The 22,142-nt window shown below is 60.4% G+C and carries 17 protein-coding genes; 8 read left to right on the forward strand and 9 right to left on the reverse strand.

What is annotated here, in order from left to right:
• Positions 1-47: 47 nt before the first annotated feature.
• Positions 48-1,727 carry a cation acetate symporter gene (locus EAY64_RS00790; protein WP_103522883.1) on the reverse strand — a complete coding sequence of 560 codons (1,680 nt, stop codon included), beginning with the start codon at positions 1,725-1,727 and terminating at the stop codon, positions 48-50.
• Positions 1,724-2,035: a DUF485 domain-containing protein gene (locus EAY64_RS00795; RefSeq protein WP_103522884.1), complete on the reverse strand. Its 312-nt coding sequence runs from the start codon at positions 2,033-2,035 to the stop codon at positions 1,724-1,726. Before EAY64_RS00795 ends, EAY64_RS00790 begins: the two co-directional genes overlap by 4 nt.
• Positions 2,036-2,350: 315 nt before the next feature.
• Here EAY64_RS00795 and EAY64_RS00800 point away from each other — a divergent pair, with 315 nt between their 5' ends.
• From EAY64_RS00800 to EAY64_RS00810, 3 genes are read left to right on the forward strand one after another with little or no spacing between them, the layout of a single operon-like run.
• Entirely contained in the window at positions 2,351-3,247 is an 897-nt protein-coding gene (locus tag EAY64_RS00800; RefSeq protein ID WP_103522885.1) for a LysR family transcriptional regulator, read from the forward strand.
• 26 nt (positions 3,248-3,273) lie between these two features.
• On the forward strand, positions 3,274-3,741 hold the full coding sequence (locus EAY64_RS00805; protein WP_103522886.1) for a hypothetical protein: 468 nt from the start codon (positions 3,274-3,276) through the stop codon (positions 3,739-3,741).
• A 46-nt stretch (positions 3,742-3,787) separates the two neighbouring features.
• Positions 3,788-5,248 carry a protein adenylyltransferase SelO gene (locus EAY64_RS00810; protein WP_103522887.1) on the forward strand — a complete coding sequence of 487 codons (1,461 nt, stop codon included), beginning with the start codon at positions 3,788-3,790 and terminating at the stop codon, positions 5,246-5,248.
• Positions 5,249-5,323: 75 nt separating this feature from the next.
• Here EAY64_RS00810 and EAY64_RS00815 read toward each other — a convergent pair whose 3' ends face one another.
• From EAY64_RS00815 to ppk2, 5 genes are all read right to left on the reverse strand, one after another.
• Positions 5,324-6,988 (reverse strand): L-lactate permease, encoded by a 1,665-nt coding sequence (locus tag EAY64_RS00815; protein WP_103522888.1) that lies wholly within the window; start codon positions 6,986-6,988, stop codon positions 5,324-5,326.
• A 364-nt stretch (positions 6,989-7,352) separates the two neighbouring features.
• Entirely contained in the window at positions 7,353-8,075 is a 723-nt protein-coding gene (locus EAY64_RS00820) for a UDP-2,3-diacylglucosamine diphosphatase (protein WP_103522889.1), read from the reverse strand.
• A 107-nt stretch (positions 8,076-8,182) separates the two neighbouring features.
• On the reverse strand, positions 8,183-8,674 hold the full coding sequence (locus EAY64_RS00825; protein ID WP_103522890.1) for a peptidylprolyl isomerase: 492 nt from the start codon (positions 8,672-8,674) through the stop codon (positions 8,183-8,185).
• A gap of 82 nt (positions 8,675-8,756) precedes the next feature.
• Positions 8,757-9,314, reverse strand: a complete 558-nt coding sequence (locus EAY64_RS00830; protein WP_059286320.1) for a peptidylprolyl isomerase — start codon at positions 9,312-9,314, stop codon at positions 8,757-8,759.
• Between the two features lie 116 nt (positions 9,315-9,430).
• Complete coding sequence (gene ppk2 / locus EAY64_RS00835; protein WP_199106464.1) at positions 9,431-10,288, reverse strand: polyphosphate kinase 2; 858 nt, start codon at positions 10,286-10,288, stop codon at positions 9,431-9,433.
• A 420-nt stretch (positions 10,289-10,708) separates the two neighbouring features.
• Here ppk2 and EAY64_RS00840 point away from each other — a divergent pair, with 420 nt between their 5' ends.
• Complete coding sequence (locus EAY64_RS00840) at positions 10,709-12,376, forward strand: SulP family inorganic anion transporter (protein ID WP_103522892.1); 1,668 nt, start codon at positions 10,709-10,711, stop codon at positions 12,374-12,376.
• Here the strand turns inward: EAY64_RS00840 and EAY64_RS00845 are convergent.
• Together EAY64_RS00845 and EAY64_RS00850 are read right to left on the reverse strand one after the other, a co-directional pair.
• A complete protein-coding gene (locus EAY64_RS00845) occupies positions 12,373-13,713 on the reverse strand; it encodes an HD-GYP domain-containing protein (RefSeq protein ID WP_103522893.1) in 1,341 nt (446 codons plus the stop codon). The two genes, EAY64_RS00840 and EAY64_RS00845, sit on opposite strands and share 4 nt — an antisense overlap.
• A 112-nt stretch (positions 13,714-13,825) precedes the next feature.
• Complete coding sequence (locus EAY64_RS00850; protein WP_103522894.1) at positions 13,826-16,111, reverse strand: YgiQ family radical SAM protein; 2,286 nt, start codon at positions 16,109-16,111, stop codon at positions 13,826-13,828.
• A gap of 295 nt (positions 16,112-16,406) precedes the next feature.
• Between EAY64_RS00850 and kdoO the strand changes: the two genes are divergently transcribed.
• From kdoO to cysS, 4 genes are all read left to right on the forward strand, one after another.
• Complete coding sequence (gene kdoO / locus EAY64_RS00855; protein WP_103522895.1) at positions 16,407-17,261, forward strand: Kdo hydroxylase KdoO; 855 nt, start codon at positions 16,407-16,409, stop codon at positions 17,259-17,261.
• A 117-nt stretch (positions 17,262-17,378) separates the two neighbouring features.
• Positions 17,379-19,064 (forward strand): glutamine--tRNA ligase/YqeY domain fusion protein, encoded by a 1,686-nt coding sequence (locus tag EAY64_RS00860; RefSeq protein WP_103522896.1) that lies wholly within the window; start codon positions 17,379-17,381, stop codon positions 19,062-19,064.
• Positions 19,065-19,372: 308 nt separating this feature from the next.
• Positions 19,373-20,590 (forward strand): 6-phosphofructokinase, encoded by a 1,218-nt coding sequence (locus tag EAY64_RS00865; RefSeq protein ID WP_103522897.1) that lies wholly within the window; start codon positions 19,373-19,375, stop codon positions 20,588-20,590.
• 154 nt (positions 20,591-20,744) lie between these two features.
• Entirely contained in the window at positions 20,745-22,118 is a 1,374-nt protein-coding gene (gene cysS, locus EAY64_RS00870; RefSeq protein ID WP_103522898.1) for a cysteine--tRNA ligase, read from the forward strand.
• The last annotated feature ends 24 nt before the right edge of the window (positions 22,119-22,142 follow it).

Consider the following 22,142-nt stretch of genomic DNA (forward strand, 5'->3'; position numbering starts at 1 on the left):
GTAGTGCTGTAGCCGCATCCCGCAGGATGCGGCCCCAGGTGAAACGATTAGTGCTTGGAAGCGCCGGTTGCGCCGATACCGGTCATGGAACGGACAAACTGGGCATCGAACTTGGCTTTTTCTTCTTCAGCCGAGCGGGATTTGTCAGTAACCGAGAACAGCCAGGTGCTGACGAAAGCCAGGGTGATGGAGAAGATGGCCGGGTTCTTGTACGGGAACAGGGCGGTCGGGTGCTTCATGATGTCAACCCAGACGGTCGGTCCCAGCACAATCAGCAGGATGGCCGAGGCCAGGCCGACAAAGCCACCGATTACCGCGCCGCGAGTGGTCAGACCCTTCCAGAACATCGACAGGAACAGAATCGGGAAGTTGGCGGAAGCCGCGATGGAGAAGGCCAGACCCACCATGAAGGCGATGTTTTGCTTCTCGAACACCAGACCCAGCACGATGGCAATGATGCCAAGCACGACGGTGGTGATCTTGGATACGCGGATTTCGTCAGCTTCGTTGGCCTTGCCCTTCATGATGACGGAGGCGTACAGGTCGTGCGAGACGGCGGAGGCACCGGACAGGGCCAAACCTGCTACAACGGCCAGGATGGTTGCAAAGGCAACGGCCGAGATGAAGCCGAGGAACATGTCACCACCAACGGCATTGGCCAGATGGATGGCGGCCATATTGCTGCCACCGATCAGCTGGTGTACTTCTTTGCCATTCTTGGTCACGGTTTCCATCATGCCCGGTTGGTTCAGTACCAGCATGATTGCGCCAAAGCCGATGATGAAGGTCAGGATGTAGAAGTAGCCGATGAAACCGGTGGCGTAGAACACCGACTTGCGGGCTTCCTTGGCATCAGACACGGTAAAGAAGCGCATCAGGATGTGCGGCAGACCTGCCGTACCAAACATCAAGGCCATGCCCAGCGAGATGGAATCCACCGGATCCGCCTTGCCCGGAGACATGATGGCTGCGTGCTTGGCGTGGGCGGCGACGGCTTTCTCGAACATCATTTCCGGGCTGAAACCTACGGTGGACAGCACCATGAAGGCCATGAACGAGGCACCACACAGCAGCAGTACGGCCTTGATGATCTGTACCCAGGTGGTAGCCAGCATGCCGCCAAACAGCACGTAGCACACCATCAGGATGCCCACCATGATCACGGCTGAGGAGTAGCTCATGCCGAACAGCAGCTGAATCAGCTTGCCGGCACCCACCATCTGCGCGATCAGGTACATGGCCACTACCATCAGGGTAGAGGTGGCAGCAAAGCTGCGTACCGGAGTCTGTTGCAGGCGATAAGATGCGACGTCGGCAAAGGTGTACTTGCCCAGGTTACGCAGGCGTTCCGCCACCAGGAACAGGATGACCGGCCAGCCAACCAGGAAGCCGATGGAGTAGATCAGACCGTCATAGCCCTTGTCGAACACCATGGCGGAAATACCCAGGAAGGATGCTGCCGACATGTAGTCGCCAGCAATCGCCAGGCCATTCTGGAAACCACTGATGCCGCCGCCGGCAGTGTAGAAGTCGGAGGCGGAGCGGGTGCGACGGGCTGCCCAGTAGGTGATGCCCATGGTGAAGGCCACGAACACCACAAACATGATGATGGCGTGCCAGTTGGTGGCCTGTTGCTTCACATCACCTTCGATGGCACCGGAAGCAAAAGCCAGTACCGGGAAAAGCGACAACGCTGTCAGAGCGAGAGAGCCAGTGCATTTTTTCATTTTTGTGCCTCCTCGACGATCTCGCGGTTGAGCTGGTCAAACTCACCGTTGGCTTTACGCACGTACAGGCCGGTCAGCACGAAGGCGGAAAGAATGATCAGGATCCCTACCGGGATGCCTACAGTCATGGTCATGCCAGGTGCCAGCGGGGCACCCAGGGTAGACGGGGAAAAGGCCAGCACCAAGGTGAAGCCGTAGTAAATCACCAGCATCACGATGCTGAGCTGCCAACCCAGGCTTGTCTTCTTGTGAACAAGCTCTTTGAACTTCGGGTTGGACTGTACTTTCTTGAGTACGTCCTCGTTCATTGCATCCTCCTTTGTCGTAACGATCGTCTGATCGCTGTTCGAAACATAAGGGACGACGGGCTGCTCCTGCTAATCGCTTTTTTTGATTAATAAAATTTGTCAGACGGATGTTGCATTGCAAAAAACTATATTAATCATATGTTTGCGGTGGTATTTTTACTCCATTCACCACGTTGTTGATGCGGGTTTTTTTGCAAAAATACCGTGAAATTCTTGTGGTAATGACCGTAATGACGCCAAAATGTTGGCAAAGATAAGATCCGGAAAACAGGAAAATGTAGTCACCTTGCTACAGGCAGAGAGAACAGGTCGTACATGGAAATCTATCAGTTGAGGACCTTTGTCACCGTGGCTCAGCAGGGCCATCTGACTCAGGCTGCAGAATTGCTGCATTTATCCCAGCCGGCGGTCACGGCACAGATCAAGGCGCTGGAAGAAGAAGTGGGCATGCCCTTGTTCGAACGAACAGCCGGCGGTGTCACCATGACACGTGCCGGACAGGAATTGCTGCCACAAGCGCAGTCCATCCTGGCCTCGGCGCGCGAAATCATCAATCACGCCAAAGGCTTGAAAGGACAGACCGGAGGCAAGGCCTTGATTGGACTGACGCTGACCCCGGCCACGCTGAAAGCCGGCGAATGGGTGGCGGCACTGGTGGAAAAATACCCGCTGCTGGACCTGCGGCTGCAACACGGGGTTACCGGCGAAGTACTTAACCTGGTGCGCAAGAAGGAGCTGGATGCCGGCTTTTATCTGGGGAAGAACCCCTATGTAAACGTCAATACCGTGCTGCTCACCAATCTGCCTTTCCGCATCGTGCTGCCCAATGGCTGGAAAAACCGTATCGATCTGAACAATACCAAGGAGCTGGGGCGGCTGCCCTGGGTGGGGCTGTCGCAATTCTCCAGCCTGTCCAAGATCACTGCCGAACTGTGGCGTGAACTCAATATTTCCCCGAAGAAGGTCACCGAAAGCGACAATCTGGCGGCCGTGCTGGAACTGGTAGCCTGCGGTGTGGGCGTGGCACTGGCGCGTGAAGAGGAAGCGCTGGAGTGGGAAGCCGCCGGACGATTGACGGTTGTGCCGGCGGTGCGCAAACTGGCCGAGCTGCAGTTTGTCTATCCGTCCGACCGGGTGGGCGATCCGATTCTGGAAGCCTTGCTGCAGGAATTGATACGCGTCTGGGCGCTCAGCCCGGATGTGGCACACTAACCCGCAGCGACCAAAGAGGAATATCCATGGCTTACGAGTGGTTTGCCAGCGCTTTTCAGCGCTACCTGAGTGCCATGGAGCTGAGTCAGCGCCGACTGCTGGATGCGCAGCAGGATGCCTGTCTGAGCTGGACGGCAGCCTGGCTGCCAGCCTATCCGCTGGCCGAGGGCGATGTGCAAAACCGTATCGATGGCAGCCTGCTCAGCGGGGTATCGCTGTTGCAGGCCCAGGCGGACAATCAGCGTGACCTGATGCTGGCGGCGGAAAAATCGCTGAATGAAATGCACAAGCATCTGCTACGGCAACTGGAGCAATCCGGCCAGCACCCTTCCTACGCCGTGATGAAACAAGCGCTGCAACTGGGGCAGAGCTCCGGTAGCGCCGTCAGCAAGATGAGTCGCCAGGTCGGACATTTTGCCGCCACCAGTTTTTCATCGGCCTCACTCAATGCCGCCCGCGACATGCGCCGGGTGTGGAAGCAACAAAAACCCTGATCATCCGCTGGTGTTTATCTGCCAGGCGGGCGACTAGAATCGGGCCATGAGCCCATTTCCCTCCCTGACCTTTGGTCAACGCCTGCTGGAGTTGCCGCCAGTCTTCTACCGGCATATCCAGCCCCAGCCGCTTAATGATCCCTATCTGGTGGCCGGCAATGCCAGCTTGTGCGCCACATTGGGCATCACTGCCGCTGAGCTGTCCCAGCCCGCCAGTCTGGCCTTGTTGTCCGGCAAGCAGTTTGTCCCGGGTGTGTCTGCACTGGCGGCGCTTTACGCTGGTCATCAGTTTGGTGTGTATGTTCCCCAGCTCGGCGATGGTCGCGCCTTGTCGCTGGGCGACACGGTGGATCGCGAAGGGCGGCGCTGGGAGTGGCAGCTCAAGGGTGCCGGTCTGACCCCGTTCTCGCGCATGGGCGATGGCCGCGCCGTGCTGCGCTCCACCATTCGCGAATATCTGTGCAGTGAAGCCATGCATGGACTGGGCATCCCCACCACCCGAGCCCTGGCCATGACCGGCTCGCCCGACCCGGTCTACCGTGAGCGCCCGGAAACGGCAGCAGTGTTGACGCGCCTGGCAGAAAGCTTCATCCGCTTTGGCAGTTTCGAGGTGTTTTATCACCGTGGACAACATGATGAAATCCGGCAGCTGGCCGATTTTGTCATCCGCCACCATTACACGCACTGCGCCCAGGCCGATCAGCCCTATGCGGCGCTTTTTGCCGATATTGTCGCCAGAACGGCGCAGTTGCTTGCCCACTGGCAAGCTGTGGGCTTCTGTCATGGCGTGATGAATACCGACAATATGTCCATCCTGGGGCTGACGCTGGATTACGGCCCTTTCGGCTTCATGGATGGTTTCAATGCCGCACATGTGTGCAACCACAGCGACCATGCCGGACGCTATGCCTACAATCAGCAACCGCAAGTGGGTCTGTGGAACCTTCATTGTCTGGCATCGGCCTTCTTGCCGCTGGTAAGCGAAGAGCAATTGGTGGAGGCACTCTCCGGTTATCGGGAGCAGTACTCGCAATACTGGTTGATATTGATGCGCAACAAGCTAGGTCTGCTGGTGGAACAAGAGGGCGATGAGGCCTTGATCGAAGCACTGCTGCTGGCCATGCATGCCCACCATACCGACTACACCGTGTTTTTTCGCAGGCTGGCGGATTTTGATATGGCGGGTGAAAACCACGCCTTGCGCGATATGTTTCTGGACCGCAGTCTGTTTGATGACTGGGCCACGCGCTACGCCGCGCGTCTGCAGCTGGAAACACGCTCTGCGGCAGAGCGCAAGCTGGCCATGCTGGCGGCCAATCCCAAATACATCCTGCGTAATTACCTGGCCGAGCTGGCGATACAAGCTGCGCAACAGGGAGATTTTTCCCAGATTGCCAGCCTGCATGATTGCCTGAGTCACCCCTTTGACGAACAGCCGCAATACCAGGCTTATGCCGCCGAGCCCCCTGCCTGGGCGCAGCAAATCAGCGTCAGCTGTTCAAGTTGACCGATAGGGTATTGCCTCCGGCAGAAAAGAAAAAAGCTCCCGAGCGGGAGCTTTTTTCAATGCTTATACATGCGTTTAGTGCAGTACTAACAAGGTGAACGGCGGCAGGTAGGCCATGGCGGTGACGACCAAGCCGACCAGGCAGGCCAGGGCCAGCGAATGGAAGAACACATAGCGCAGGATCACGCCTTCCTTGCCGTAGTACTGGGTGGCGGTGGAGGCGACCACGATGGACTGTGCGTCGATCATCTTGCCCATCACACCACCAGCCGAGTTGGCGGAGGTCATCAGCACCGGCGACAGGCCCAGCTGGGTGGCCGATGCCTTTTGCAGACCACCGAACAGCACGTTGGCAGCGGTGTCGGAGCCGGTCAGCGCCACGCCCAGCCAGCCCAGCAGGGTGCCGAAGAAGGGGTAGAGCACGCCGGTGTGCGAGAAAGCCAGACCCAGGGTGATGTCCACGCCGGAGTAGCGGGTGAGGTAGCCCAGTGCCAGCATGGCCACGATGGTGATCAGCGAGTAGCGTAGCGACCAGAAAGTCTGACCGTATACCTTCACCAGTTCGCTCGGGCGGTAGCCCATGATCAGGCCGGACAGGATGCCAGCTACCAGGATGCCGGTACCGGTGGTGGACAGCAGGTTCAGCTTGTAGATGGCGGCTTCCAGGTGCGGTTTGGCCACTACCGGCGGCATTTTCTGCACCAGATTGTGCAGGCCCGGCCACTGGATATCCAGAGTGAAAATGGAGTCCAGCAGCTTTTTCACGCTGGGCGAGCCCCAGGCAAATACCAGTACCGACAGGATCAGCCAGGGCAGCCAGGCGCGGATCACGTCGCCGGTGGAGTAGCCATGCTTGGGCTGCAGGCCGGTGTTGCCAGCGGCTTCGGCTGCAGCGCCAGCCATGGTGCCGGCGGTAGAGGTGTAAACCTCTTTCGGATGCCACACCTTGAGGAAGAACACCAGTGCAGCGATAGAGCAGACCGAGGCGATGACAGCCACCAGTTCCGGACCCATGAGGTTGGATACAAGCAGTTGCGGAATGGCGAAGGACAGGCCGGCCACCAGTACGGCCGGCCAGATGCGCATGGTGTTTTTCCAGCCGCAGAAGGCAATCAGCAGCCAGAACGGCACGATGATGGCGAAGATGGTCATCTGGCGACCCACCATGGAGGAAATCAGCATCACATCGATGCCGGTGACCTTGGCCAGGGTGGTGATCGGAGTGCCCAGCGCACCGTAGGCAACCGGGGCAGTATTGGCGATCAGCGACAGGCCGGATGCAGCCAGCGGCGAGAAGCCCAGGCCGATCAGCATGGCACCGGTTACTGCAACCGGGGTGCCGAAGCCACCGGCACCTTCAAAGAAGGCACCAAAGCAGAAGGCGATCAGCAGCAGTTGCAGGCGACGGTCTTGCGTGACGCCCGTGATGCTTTCGCGCAGGATGGCAAACTGGCCTTTGCGCTCGGTCAGCTGGTACAGGAAGATCACGTTGAGAATGATCCAGCCAATCGGCAGCAGGCCATTGGCAGCGCCCATCAGGGTGGCGCTGACTGCCATGCTGCCCGGCATGCCGAAGATGCCGATGGCGACCACCAGCGAGGTGATCAAACCCATCAGGGCGGCGATGTGTGCCTTGATATGAAAAATGCCGAGTGCGCCCAGCAGCACGATGACCGGCAGCGCTGCGCACAGCGTAGACAGCCACGGGTTGCCCAGTGGGTCATAGACGTGGGACCACATAATGGTTCTCTCCAATGATTGTTGGCGTTGATCGGGCTGCGCGTCGCGGCGGACGGACCCGTTATCGAGCGTTCCGCCTGTTTTTGTACTGGTGGCGGATGGCGCAACTGTAGTGATTGCGCCGCAAGTCGTCATTTAGGGCTTGCCCTTGCGGGTTTACCCTTGGAGAAGGTGTGGGTCGGCGGGAAATGCTGAGTGAGTGGGGTGAATAGCAGCAAGGCTTGCCGTGGGTTGTTACCCCGATGCTTGGCGCCGCTGACAAAATAGCGTAGTGGCCCTGGGGCTAGGCGCGCCGATGCAGCTAGTACAAAAGGGTAATGCCGGCAGGTGCAACGCCACGGCCATTTTTTGTTAGTAGCGGCGGTTAGCCCAGCGGCAGTGCCGTGAGACCGGACGCATCCAGGCGCAGATAGCCACCCTGCGCACCGTGCCAGTCGCGGATGACCCAGCGTTCGGCCTGGCGGCTGCCTTGCTGGTGGCTGTGGGTGGCCGGACGGTGGGTATGGCCGTGGATCAGCGTTGGCCAGTCGTACTGCTCCAGCAGTTCCAGCACGGCGCTGTCGGTAACGTCGGTAATGGCGCTCAGGCCTTGCTGCTGCTTGGCGGCCTCACTCTGCATGCGGGCCTGCGCGGCAATGGCGTGGCGCTCGGCCAGCGGTCTGGCCAGCATGGCGGCTTGCCAGGCCGGATTGCGGCTCATGGCGCGGAATTGCTGATAGGTGGTATCAGCCGTGCACAGGGCATCGCCATGGCTGAGCAGATAAGGCCGGCCATAGGCTTGCAGCAGGTAAGGGTCTTCCAGCAGTGCGGCGCCGGAGCGTTGGACAAAGCCATCGCCCAGCAGGAAATCGCGGTTGCCACGCATCACGTAGAGCGGGGTGTGGCGGGAGAACTGCTGCATCGCACCCAGCATGGCCTCAAGAAAGGCTGAGTCATCGTCATCACCCACCCAGTATTCGAACAAGTCACCCAGAATGAACAGGCCGTCGATCTGTCCTTGCCATTGCTGCAAGGTGTCTACAAACAGCTGGCAGAGTGCCGGGGTGTCTTCGCTCAGGTGCAGGTCGGAGATGAAGTGATGGCTCATGGTGGGTAGGCAGCGATAAATGAAGGGCGGGTGGCTAAAGCAAAGCCAGCTGCCTTGCGGCGGCTGGCTGGTGTGGCAAAGCCCGGCGCTGGAGCCGGGCCGGCGGATCAGATGATCTCGGCTTTTTCCAGGACAACGGCTTCTGCCGGTACGTCCTGATGGCCGCCGCTGCGACCGGTGCGTACGGTCTTGATGCGGTCAACCACGTCCTGGCCTTCCACTACCTGACCGAACACGGCATAGCCCCAGCCCTGGGTGGTTTCGGACTTGAAATCCAGGAAGTCGTTGTCGGCCACGTTGATGAAGAACTGTGCCGAAGCGGAGTGCGGGTCCATGGTACGGGCCATGGCAACGGTATAGGCCTTGTTGGAGATACCGTTGTTGGCTTCGTTCTTGATCGGATCGCGGGTGTCTTTTTGCTTCATGTCGGCATCAAAACCGCCGCCCTGAATCATGAAACCGTTGATGACGCGATGGAAGATGGTGCCATCGTAGTGGCCGCTCTTGACGTATTCTTCAAAGTTGGCTGCGGTAACCGGAGCCTTGTCGCTGAACAGTTCCAGCACGATTTCGCCAAAATTGGTGGTCAGTTTGATCATGAGGGTCATCCTTGTGTCTGAAGCGAATGCTTGCTGATGTGGTGGTGTGCGGCCCGGACCTGCCGGACCGACTGGCGGCGGGTCAGGGCTTGACTACCACCTTCTGGATCACGATGGGCTCGAATGGCACGTCGTCCATGCCTTTCATGCTGCCGGTGTGGGTTTTGGCAATGCGGTTGACCACATCCATCCCCTTGCTCACCTTGCCGAACACGGCATAGCCGATGCCTTGCGGTGTCGGGTTCTTGTAATCAAGGAATTCATTATTGGCTACATTGATGAAAAACTGCGCCGTGGCCGAGTTGGGATCAGCCGTGCGTGCCATGGCAATGCTGCCGATGGTGTTTTTCAGGCCGTTGGCGGCTTCATTCGGAATGGGTGCGTTGGTTTTCTTTTGTTCCAGTTTGCCGTCAAAGCCGCCACCCTGGATCATGAAACCGTCGATGATGCGGTGAAACACCGTACCATTGTAGAAGCCAGCCTTGGCATAACTCACGAAGTTGGCCACGGTCTTGGGCGCTTTGGCCGAATCCAGGGTGATTTCGATCACGCCTTTGTTGGTGGTCATTTCCACAACCGGTGCGGCGTGTGCCAGCAAGGGCAATGCGCACAGGGCAAGGCTGGAGAGCAGTTTTTTCATGGAGGTATCGAGTGCTATCGGCAGGAACAATGCCGAATTCTAGCACAGCAGCCGGCCGTGGATGCGACCGGCTCCAGCAGAGGCCCGCATGCTGGCCCCTGCTTCTGCCCAGGCTCTCAGACGCCGAAGCGCATCAGCTTGTCTTCGTCCTCGTTCTGCATGTGTTTGGGCGCGCCGACAATCAGCGGATCGGCCGCATGCGCCACGCGCAGGTCCTTGTTGGGGTAGTCCAGGCTGGCCAGGAAGTGGCGGATGCAATTAAGACGGGCGCGCTTCTTGTCGTCCGATTTCACCACCACCCACGGCGCATCGCCGGTATTGGTATGGAAGAACATCGCCTGCTTGGCGGCGGTGTAGTCGTCCCATTTGTCCAGCGACTGAATGTCGATGGGCGACAGTTTCCAGTGCTTGAGCGGGTCGTCGCGGCGCGAGATGAAGCGGCGCAGCTGTTCTTCGCGGCTGACCGAGAACCAGAACTTGAACAGATGGATGCCACTGTTGACCAGCATGCGTTCCAGCTGCGGGGTCTGGCGCATGAATTCCAGATATTCATCCGGATTGCAAAAGCCCATGACCCGTTCGACGCCCGCGCGGTTATACCAGGAGCGGTCGAAGAACACGATTTCGCCGGAAGCCGGCAGATGTTCGATATAACGCTGGAAATACCACTGGGTGCGTTCGCGCTCGGACGGTTTTTCCAGCGCCACCACGCGGGCGCCGCGCGGGTTGAGGTGTTCCATATAGCGCTTGATGGTGCCACCCTTGCCGGCCGCATCGCGCCCTTCAAACAGGATGACGATTTTCTGCCCGGTTTCCTTGACCCAGTTCTGCACCTTCAGCAGCTCGATCTGCAGTTCCAGTTTGATCTTTTCGTATTCGGTACGGCGCAGGCGGGTGCGGTAGGGGTAGCTGGCAGGCAGTTCGGCCGTGGTGCTGTCTTCGCTGGTGCCGTGGGGTGCTTCGGCTACTTGCAGGGCGACCGGCTGCTGGCTGATGGTTTCGATGGCCTTGATCGATTCCTGGTGTACGCGCTTGACATTGCTTTGACGGCTGCTGCCGCTACGAGCAGGTTTGCGGGCCGGGGCAGGGGTGTTGCTGACGGTGGTTTCTGGGCGGGCGGCGGGCGCTTCCGGGTTGGCGGCAGGGGTGACGGGATCGGTATTTTTGTCTTGTGTCATGGTTTTCCCTCATGCTGAAGTGGTCATGAAATCATCCTACGCCTGTTGAATTGGGGTGTCGATATGCCTCTGCCATGGTCCGTGCCACAGCCGGAATGCGACAGAAAAGCGTGCATCCCTTGCGTGGCAAGGCAGTGGCGTCGATGATGACTGGATGACCATGCTGCCGGTGTGTCAGAACCTGCCGGCCACTCACAACAACAGAAAGCCGTCGCCATGTTCAGTCTGGGTTTCCGTCCCCGCGTCCTCGATACCCTGCAACACTACAATCGCCAGCTGCTGCGCGATGACCTGATGGCGGGTCTTACCGTCGGCATTGTTGCGCTTCCCCTGGCGATGGCTTTTGCCATGGCCAGCGGGGTGACGCCGCAGGCGGGCATCTTTACCGCCGTGATTGCCGGTTTCCTGGCGGCGGCACTGGGTGGCAGCCGGCTGTCAGTCACCGGACCGACCGGGGCTTTCATCGTCATCATTTACGGCATCGTGGCCAAGTATGGCGTGGCCAATCTGCTGATCTGCACCTTCATGTCCGGGGTGATGCTGGTATTGATGGGGCTCTTCCGGCTGGGGCAGGTGATCCGCTTTTTCCCGCTACCGCTGATCACCGGCTTTACCAATGGCATCGCCGTGCTGATTTTCCTGACCCAGTTGAAGGATTTCTTCGGTCTGCCGGTAGACAAGATGCCGGCCGGTTTCTTTGCGGTGATGCAGGTCTTGCGCGAACAGCTGGGCAATTTCCACTGGCCCACCTTGCTGCTGTCGGCAGGCAGCCTGCTGCTGATCCTGTTGTGGCCGAAGCGGCTTAACCGCGTGTTGCCAGCCCCCTTTGTGGCGCTGGTGCTGGCCACGCTGATGACCGCACTGTTCGGGCTGCCGGTGGCTACGCTGGGTAGCAAGTTCGGCGGCATTCCACAAGGCCTGCCCAGTTTTGGCGGACTGGATCTGGACCCGACTCATCTATCCGACTTGCTGGCTCCGGCGTTTACCATCGCCCTGCTGGGGTCCATCGAATCACTGCTGTGTGCGGTGGTGGCCGACAGCATGACGGCGGACAAGCACGACTCCAATCAGGAGCTGATCGGCCAGGGTATTGCCAATATGGTGGCGCCGTTTTTTGGTGGCATTCCGGCTACCGGGGCGGTAGCGCGCACCGCCACCAATATCAGCAATGGCGGTAAAACGCCGGTGGCGGCCATGGTGCATGCCTTGCTGTTGCTGTTGATTCTGCTGGTGGCTGCGCCCTTGGCTGCGAGTATCCCGCTGGCGGTGCTGGCCGCCATTCTCATTTCAGTGGCACTGAAAATGGGCGACTGGGATATCCGCAAGGCTTTCCAGTTTCCCAAGCGGGATACCGCCATCCTGGTGGTGACCTTCTTGCTGACGGTGGTGTTCGACCTGACGGTTGCCGTGCAGATCGGCCTGCTGATGGCGGCCGTGTTCTTTATCCGCAGCATGGCCAGCCATACTTCAGTCAACCGCTTGTTGCCGGAATACGCCCAGCTGTTCGAGCGCCATACCATTGCCGGCAAGCATGTGCCGGATGGCTGTGCGGCCTTTCGTGTCGAGGGTGCCTTGTTTTTTGGCGCAGCGGACAGTGTGGAAATCATTCACCAGCAGGCTGAGCAGGCAAGGGTGATCATTTTGCAATTGCACCGGCTGGTGTTGCTGGACACCACCGGCCTCTTGGCGCTGGACAGTCTCAACGACAAGCTCAGGGCGCAGGGCAAGACGCTGATTCTGTGCGGTGCGGCGGATGAGGTGCTGGCCATGCTCAAGGGTTCGCGGCTGGCGGATGACCTGGGAGAAGACAATCTGCAGCCGGATCTGGCCGCTGCGCTATTGCGTGCGGAACAGCTGCTGACCCGTGGCGTGGTGTGGGGCTAGAGCTGACCTTCTACCCGCAAGACCTGGCTTAGTGCCTCGAAGCATTGCGGGTCGATGGCGCTGTGCAGGTTCTGGCGCATGATGTCCAGCGTTTTGTCCACCGGCGTGGCCGGGTGGTAAGGGCGCTCGGCATTGATGGCATCGAAAATATCGGCGGTGGTGATGATACGGGTTTCCAGCGTGATGGCATCCGCCGCCAGGCCACGTGGATAGCCCTTGCCGTCCAGCCGTTCGTGATGGGCGGCAGCGACATCCGCCAGCTCGGCAAATACCTGCATGCGGCCCAGGATGGCGTGGGTGTAGCTGGCGTGTTTTTGTACCGCTGCCCATTCCTCGGCATCCAGTTTGCCTGGCTTGTCCAGAATGCTGTTGCTCACGCCCAGCTTGCCCACGTCGTGCAGCAAGGCCCCGCGTTTCAGCCAGCGCCGGCGTGCATCATCCAGGCCCAGGGTGGCGGCAATCTGCTCGGCATAGTGCCCGACGCGCTGGCTGTGGCCGGCGGTGAAGGGGCTTTTCGAGTCGACCACCTGGCCGAAGCCTTCGGCGATTTCATCCAGATAGTCTTCGTCCACTTCCACCTGATGCTGCGCCGGTTCCAGTGCCAGCACTGCCTGATCCACCGCCGTGGATTCCAGCACCTGCCAGAAGGCTTCATCCTGGGCCACGGTGGCAAAGCAGGCCACCAGCGCTGGGTCGAACCAGCCACCGGCGCGGCTGCGGATTTCTGCCAGTGCACCGGCGCGGCCGCTGGTGATGTGAAACACATCAATCACCTGCGCCAGTAGTGCAATACGCGCATTGAGCGGAATGGCCTCGCCCTGCAGGCCCAACGGCCGGCCGGAGCCATCCCAGTGTTCGTCCAGCGACTGGATGCCACGTGCCACCTTTTCGTTGAAACGCAGCTGGCGGGCGATGTCAGCTCCACGGTGGCAGCGGGTGTGGATCAGTTCGTCGGCAATGTCCTTGCCATTGCGCATGATGTTGACGATGGAGGCCAGCCGGTCGGCCCAGCCGGCGTGGCGCCCGGTATGGCTGAACACAAAGCCCAGCATCTGCGGCAGGCCCTGGCCTACCTGTTTGAAGTCATGCTTGAACTGGCGGTCGTCGGTGAGGTAGAGCGCGCTGATGCGGGCCGCATTGCTGCTGCAGCCTAGGTCTTTCAGCAGGATGGCGTAGTACAGCTCCCACTGTGACTGGCTGTCCAGGCCGATGGCGCGGCCGATATGCATGCCTATCCAGCAGCTGCGCACGCAATGGCCTTCTGGCTGTCCCTCGGTAATATCCAGCGCATAGCTGAGCGAGCCCAGTAGTTCGGCCAGTTTGAGTGAGGCGCCCATTGTGCGTGTCCTGTTTATAAAGCCTGACTGTACTGTAACTGGCGCTGGCGGATTTGCCCAAGAAAAACGGCATCGTCATGGACAATGCCGTTGGTCGCTGGGCTGGCCTGGCTTAGCGTTTATGCTTGCTGCGGTTATTGCCAGCGGCCTGGCTTGCCGGCTTGCTGCCGGGTTTGGCGCCCGGCCGGCCGGTGGCTTGCGGGCGTCCGCCAAAGGATTTGCCCGGCGTTGCCGTGGCCTTGCCCTGGCCGGTGCGCGGCTGACCGGGCTTGCCGCTGTTCTGGCGTGCCACCGGCGCGCCCAGGCGGTGCCGCACCGCTGCGGATTTGTCACCCGGCGGGGTAGGCGGAATCAGGCAGTGCTTGCTGTGGCCGATCAGGTCGCTGCGGCCCATATTGATCAGCGCATCGTGAATGATCTGCCAGTTGTCCGGGTGGTGATAGCGCAGGAAGGCCTTGTGCAGCTTGCGGCGGTAACCATCGCGCACCACGTCCACCTTTTCCGAGCTGCGCGACAGGCGCTTGAGCGGATTGCGCCGGGTATGCCACATGGTGGTGGCCATGGCCATTGGCGTCGGGGTGAAGGTTTGTACCTGGTCCAGGCGGAAGTTGTTCTTCTTCAGCCACAGCGCCAGATTCATCATGTCCTCATCGCTGGTGCCAGGGTGGGCGGCAATGAAGTAGGGAATCAGGTACTGCTCTTTGCCCGCCTGACGACTGAAGCGTTCGAACAGCTCCTTGAACTTGTCGTAAGCGCCCATGCCCGGCTTCATCATCTTGGACAGCGGGCCGTCCTCGGTGTGTTCCGGAGCAATTTTCAGGTAGCCGCCCACATGGTGCTGCACCAGTTCCTTGATGTACTCGGGCGAGCGTACTGCCAGGTCGTAGCGCAGGCCGGACTGGATATTGATCTTCTTCACGCCCGGCAGGGCACGTGCCTTGCGGTAGAGCTGAATCAGATGGCTGTGGTCGGTATTCAGGTTCTCGCAGATGTCCGGGAATACACAGGACAGCTTGCGACAGGAACGCTCGATGTTCGGGTCCTTGCACGACAGGCGGTACATATTGGCGGTCGGGCCGCCCAGGTCGGAGATGTGGCCGGTGAAGCCCGGTGTCTTGTCGCGGATTTCCTCGATCTCGTGCAGGATGGATTCTTCCGAGCGGCTCTGGATGATGCGGCCTTCGTGCTCGGTAATCGAGCAGAAGGTACAGCCGCCAAAACAGCCGCGCATGATGTTGACCGAGTACTTGATCATCTCCCAGGCCGGAATATGCGCATCGCCGTAGGACGGGTGCGGATTGCGGGCGTAGGGCAGGCCGTAGACGAAGTCCATTTCCTCGGTGGTCAGCGGAATGGGCGGCGGGTTCAGCCACACATCGCGGCTGCCATGCAGCTGTACCAGCGCACGGGCATTGCCGGGGTTGGATTCCAGATGCAGGGTGCGGCTGGCATGGGCGTACAGCACCGGATCATGTGCCACGGCTTCGTAGGCCGGAATGCGGATGACGGTTTTGGCGCGTTCGGCGCGGCGTTTGGCCAGACGCTCTTCGCGCGACTCGATGCGGATCACCTGCGGTGCGGTCGGGTCGCTGCCCTTGGTCGCTTCGGCAGCCTGTTCCGGTATTTCCTGATAGGGGTTCAGGTGCGGATCGACATGGCCGGGCAGGTCCACCACGCTGGAGTCCATTTCCTGCCATTCTTCATCCGGCCGCCAGCCTTGCTGTACCACAAATGCCGTGCCGCGTACGTCGCGGATCTCGCTGAGCTTTTCGCCCTTGGCGGCACGGTGGGCAATTTCCACCAGCGCCCGCTCGGCATTGCCATACAGCAGGATGTCGGCCTTGGAGGTGATCAGCACCGACTGGCGTACCTTGTCGCTCCAGTAGTCGAAGTGGGCGATGCGGCGCAGGCTGGCTTCGATGGAACCGATCATCACCCCCACGCCCGGGTAGGCTTCGCGGCAGCGCTGGGCATATACCGTCACCGCCCGGTCCGGGCGCTTGTTCGGTTCGGCATTCGGGGTGTAGGCGTCGTCGGAGCGCGGACGACGGTCAGCCGTGTAGCGGTTGATCATCGAGTCCATATTGCCGGCGGTGACGCCAAAAAACAGGTTCGGCTTGCCCAGCGCGCGGAAGGGCTCGGCCGATTGCCAGTCCGGCTGGGCGATGATGCCGACGCGGAAGCCCTGCGCTTCCAGCAGCCGGCCCACCAGGGCCATGCCGAAGCTGGGGTGATCGATATAGCAGTCGCCGGAAATCAGGATGATGTCGCAGGAATCCCAACCCAGCTCGTCCATTTCGGCGCGGCTCATCGGCAGGAAGGGCGCGTTGCCAAAGCGGCTGGCCCAGTACTTGCGGTAAGAGGTGATCGGTTTTGCGGCGGCTGCTAGTGTCGTCATGCTGATGGAATGCGGTAGTGGCGCTGGTGTGCGAGCAACCCGGCATTATGCCGCACTTTTTGGGTTTTATCACTATAAACAGTTGTTTTTTATGATGAATTGTCGTGCTGCAAGTAGGGCTTAGTCTGAAGCAGGGTTTTGCTGCGGAATCAGCAGCTTGTCCGCAGCATGCCGACGGGATGTGACCTCGGCCGCAGATTGGCGTAACCTGCTGTTTTGTCGCCCGTGGCAAGCGGCATGTTTTCTGTCTGATAGACGCCGTTGCCAGCAGAACCCCACAGAAAGCCCTAGAGACATGACTAGCCAGATTCTACAGCTAGCGGGTAGGCCGCAGCATTCGCAAGTCGCCGCGCTGGAAAGCGGCAAGGTATTGTTTTTGCCGCAGCTGGATTTTGCCATCCAGCCCGCCGAGCTGGCCTTGCTCAATCCGCAGGTGGCCGACCCCAAGCGCAAGAACATCAGCCTGGACCCGCAAACGGACGGCAAGCTGCACGGTGTGGCCGACCCTGCCAATGAAGCGGCGGTACGGGCGCTGATCAGCCGCTACCGCGAATGCGCCTTTGCCCTGGTCGAGCAGTTGCTGCCGGAATACCGTGGCAAGCTGCGTGCCGCGCCCACCAGCTTGCGTCTGCTGCGGGTGGAAGATCGCCAGACTTCCTGGCGCAAGGACGACAGCCGCCTGCATGTGGATGCCTTCCCCTCCCGGCCCACCTATGGCGAGCGCATCCTGCGTGTGTTTTACAATGCCAATCCCAATGGCGAACCGCGCGTGTGGCGTGTCGGCGAGCCGTTTGCCGACATGGCGCGGCGCATGTTGCCGCGCATTCCGCGCCAGTGGCCGGGCTCGGCGGCGCTGATGGCGGCGCTGAAAATCACCAAGCGCAAGCGCAGCGCCTACGACCACCTGATGCTGCATCTGCATGATGCGATGAAGGCCGACATGGACTACCAGCGCAGCTGCCCGCAGGAAACCATGCCCTTCCCGCCGGGCTGCGGCTGGGTGTGCTTCTCCGACCATGCCTCGCATGCGGTGATGTCCGGCCAGTTCATGCTGGAGCAGACCTTCTGGCTGCCGGCGCAGGACATGGCCGACCCGTCGCGCTCGCCACTGGCCGAATTGCAGGCCATTACCGGCCGTCAACTGCTCTAGCAGTCCATTCAGCAGACCAGAACCGGCAGCTTCGCACCATGCCGGGACTGGTCCTCCCCAGCAAGGGCAAATCGGTTACAATCACCGATTGCTTTCATTTAGTCTGCAGCCAGAATCATGAGCACGGAAAACAACGCGCCAGTAGTCAGCAACTTCATTCGCAACATCATTGACGAGGACCTGGCTTCCGGCAAGCACAGTTCCATCGTCACCCGCTTTCCGCCGGAGCCCAATGGCTACCTGCACGTAGGCCACGCCAAATCCATCTGCCTCAACTTCGGTCTGGCCGAAGACTATCAGGGCAAGTGCAATCTGCGCATGGATGACACCAACCCGGAAAAAGAGTCGGACGAATTCGTGCAGTCCATCAAGGACAGCGTGGAATGGCTGGGCTTCCAGTGGGATGGCAATGTCCGTTTCGCCTCGGATTACTTCGATGCGCTGTACGACTACGCCGTCGAGCTGATCAAGTCCGGCAAGGCCTTTGTCTGCGACCTCAACGCCGAAGAAATGCGCGCCTATCGCGGCAGCCTGACCGAGCCGGGCAAGAACAGTCCCTTCCGCGACCGTAGCGTGGAAGAGAACCTCGACCTGTTCACCCGCATGCGTGCCGGCGAATTCGCCGATGGCAGCAAGACGCTGCGCCTGAAGATCGACATGGCTTCCGGCAATGTGAACCTGCGCGACCCGGTGATCTACCGCATCCGCCGCGCCCATCACCACCGTACCGGTGACAAGTGGTGCATCTACCCGATGTACGACTACACCCACTGCATTTCGGATGCGCTGGAAGGCATTACCCACAGCCTGTGCACGCTGGAATTCGAAGACCATCGCCCGCTGTACGACTGGGTGCTGGACAACATCACCATCCCTTGCCACCCGCGCCAGTACGAGTTTTCCCGTCTGGAGCTGCTGTACGCGCTCACCTCCAAGCGCAAGCTGCAGGCGCTGGTGACCGACGGCCTGGTGGATGGCTGGAACGACCCGCGCATGCCCACCATCGAAGGCATGCGCCGCCGTGGCTTCAGCCCGGCTGGTATCCGCCTGTTTGCACAGCGCATTGGCGTGTCCAAGGGTGAAAACATCATCGACATGAGCGTGCTGGAAGGCGCCGTGCGCGAGATGCTGGAAAACGAATCGCCGCGCGTGATGGCCGTGCTGGACCCGATCAAGGTGACCCTCAGCAACTTCGATGCCGCCGTCACTGCCAGCCGTAGCGCGCCTTTCCATCCGCATCACCCGGAATTCGGCGAGCGCGAAGTGCCGATCGCCCGTGAAATCTGGATCGAGCGTGAGGACTTTGCCGAAGTGCCGCCGCCCAAGTGGCAGCGCCTGACTGCCGGTGGCGAAGTGCGCCTGCGTTACAGCTATGTCATCAAGTGCGAAGAAGTCATCAAGGACGCCGACGGCAAGGTGGTGGAACTGAAGTGCTCCATCGACCACGACACCCTGGGCAAGAACCCGGAAGGCCGCAAGGTCAAGGGCGTAATTCACTGGGTATCGGCTGAGCACGCTATCGAGGCTGATGTACGCCTGTACGACCGCCTGTTCACCGAGTCGCGTCCGGATGCCGTGCGTGGCGAAGATGGCGAATATGTTGATTTCCGCCAGTTCCTCAACCCGGAATCGCTGAAAACCGTCACGGCCTATGTAGAAGATGCCGTGCTCAAGGCTGCGCCGGAATCGCGCTTCCAGTTCGAGCGTCTGGGCTACTTTGTCACCGACCGTTACGACCATCAGCAAGGTGTGCGTGCCGTGTTCAACCGCACGGTAGGCCTGCGCGATACCTGGAGCAAGTAAACCTGCCGCCAGCCATATCGTGTACAGAAGCGGGCCACAGGCCCGCTTTTTTCATGTCCGCAGCCCCGGCTACACCGCTGCGCGGGCTTTGACAAGCTTCGCCAGCGCAGCATTTGATGCGTATCGACTTTCCCTTGATGTAATTTGCCTGTTACAGGCTGGCCGCCTAGCATCGAAGCCATTCAGCGCCGCTGACAAAAACCTGCTGCGGTATTGTCCCTTGCTGGTCCTGCCTGCGTCGGCGCGTCTTGCCTTGGGGATGCCATGCTCTTGTCAGCCACTCTCAGTCCTGCTCGCGGAGAAATGCCATGAACCAGCCTCGTATCCTGTATCTGCAATCCGGCGGGCCAACCGCCGTACTCAATGCCTCGGCCCAGGGGGTGATTGAAACCGCGCGCAAGCTGGGGGTGTCGGTGTATGCCGCGCGCGATGGGCTGGCCGGTTTGCTGGAAGACCGGCTGGTGAATACCGATGGCGTGTCCGATCACGACATCGCGCGGCTGGGTTTCCTGCCCGGCGGGCATTTTGGCGTCAGCCGCCGCATGATAGGCAGTTTCGACGAATGTCCCGCCGACTGGCTGCGCATGCAGGAAGTGCTGGCACGTCATGGCATTCATTACCTGCTGATCAATGGCGGCAACGGCTCACTGGGCTGTGCGGCGCGGCTGGCAGATTTTCAGCGCCACACCGGCCATGCCCTGCATGTGATTGGTGTGCCCAAAACCATAGACAACGATCTGGTCGGCACCGACAACAGCCCGGGCTATGGCTCGGCGGCCAAGTTTCTGGCCAGCACCATGCTGGAAGTGGGCATGGACATGATCAGCATGGGGCGCGGCCGGGTATTCATCATGGAGGCCATGGGCCGCCATACCGGCTGGCTGGCGGCAGCCCCGGCCGCAGCGCGCATTCATGGCGGGCAGGCACCGCATATCGTGCTGCTGCCGGAAGTGCCGTTTGAGCAGGACAGGTTTCTGGCTGCGGTGGATGCCAGCCTGGCGGCGCACGGCCAGTGTGCCATTTCGGTGGCCGAAGGGTTGGTGGATGCCTCCGGGCGCTTTGTCACTGAAGCCAATGCCTCGGCCGTGTATGGCCATGAGCAACTGGGCGGGGTGGGCAGCTGGCTGGCCGGGCTGCTCAAGCGCGAGCGCGGTCTGTCGGCGCATGTGGCACAGGTGGATTATCTGCAGCGCGCTGCCGGCCATCTGGCCTCGGCCACCGATGTGGAGCAAGCCTACCGGATGGGGCAGCAGGGTGTGGAGTGGCTGCTGGCTGGCCGTTCTGGCGTGATGGCCGGCATTCGCCGCCTGTCTGATCATCCTTATCGCTGGGACGTGGCTGCGGTAGCGCTGGAGGAGGTGGGCGACCAGGAAAAAGCCTTCCCGGCGCATTTCATCTCCGCCGATGGCTATGGGGTGACCCAGGCCTTTCTGGATTACCTGCTGCCGTTGATGGAGGGCGAGCGCATGCCGCCCTTCCGTCAGGGCGTGCCGGATTACCGCCGTATTGAATGGCCGCCAGTCTGACCCCATATACTCCGCTTGCCTCTGCAGACCAGCCGGGCCCTGTGCCCGGTTTTGCATGATGGAGTGGGCAGGGGTCCGGATCAGGCTGCCCTTCGCGGGGGCTTGACGACTCTGCTACAATTTCCCCTTTTACCCAAGCACAGGTTGCCGAATCATGCTGAACGTGTACAACACACTGACTCGCCAGAAAGAAGAGTTCCACCCCATCGAACCGGGCAAGGTGCGTATGTATGTGTGTGGCATGACGGTGTACGACCTCTGTCATATCGGCCATGCCCGCATGCTGGCGGCCTTCGACGTGATCTACCGCTGGCTCAAGGCCTCCGGCTACGATGTCAACTACGTGCGCAACATCACCGACATCGAAGACAAGATCATCAAGCGTGCGCTGGAGCGCGGCATCACTCCGGATCAGCTGGTAGCGCAAACCATTGCCGACATGCATGAAGATGCTGCGGCGCTGAACCTGCTGCCGCCCACCCACGAGCCGCGTGCCACCCATCATGTGGGCGGCATGATTGCACTGATCGAACAGCTGATTGCCAATGGCAAGGCCTATCCGGCCCCCAATGGCGACGTGTACTACGCGGTGCGCGAGTTCGAGAGCTACGGCAAGCTGTCCGGCCGTACGCTGGACAAACTGCGCGCCGGTGAGCGGGTGGAAATCGACCCCAACAAGCGCGATCCGCTGGACTTCGTGCTGTGGAAAGCGGCCAAGCCGGGTGAACCGTCATGGGAAAGCCCGTGGGGCGCTGGCCGTCCGGGCTGGCATATTGAATGCTCGGTGATGAGCTGCCACCACCTGGGTGAGCATTTCGACATTCACGGCGGCGGCGAAGACCTGCAATTCCCGCACCACGAAAACGAAATCGCCCAGTCGGAGGGCGCGCACGGCCACAAGTATGTCAACTACTGGCTGCACAATGGCTTTATCAATGTCGATGGCGAAAAGATGTCCAAATCGCTGGGCAATTTCTTCACCATCCGCGACGTGTTGCAGCACTTCGACGGCGAAGTGGTGCGCTTCTTCATCGTGCGCAGCCACTACCGCAGCCCGGTCAATTACACCGACAGCATCCTCAACGATGCCAAGCAGGGCCTGACCCGGCTGTACACGGCCTTGCGCGGCCTGGAGCTGCCGGCGTCCACGGGTATCGACTGGAGTAACCCGTACGCGGCGCGCTTCAAGGCCGCCATGGACGACGACTTCAGCTCCTCCGAAGCGGTGGCCGTGCTGTTTGACCTGGCCGGTGAAGTCAACAAGACGCGCGATGTTCAACTGGCACGCCTGATGAAGGACCTGGCCGGCGTGCTGGGCCTGCTGCAGCGCGAGCCGGAAGAATTCCTCAAGGCCGGAGCAGGTGAGGGCGAATTGACTGCCGAGCAGATCGAAGCGCTGATCCAGGCGCGTCGCGATGCCCGTACCAACAAGAACTGGGCCGAATCCGACCGCATTCGTGACGAGCTGATCGCCAAGGGCGTGGTACTGGAAGACAACGCCCAGGGCACCAGCTGGCGCCGTGCCTGATTGCAGCTAGTCGACAAGGCCAGG

This window comes from Aquitalea palustris (assembly GCF_003693445.1).
GTDB classification, from domain to species: domain Bacteria; phylum Pseudomonadota; class Gammaproteobacteria; order Burkholderiales; family Chromobacteriaceae; genus Aquitalea; species Aquitalea palustris.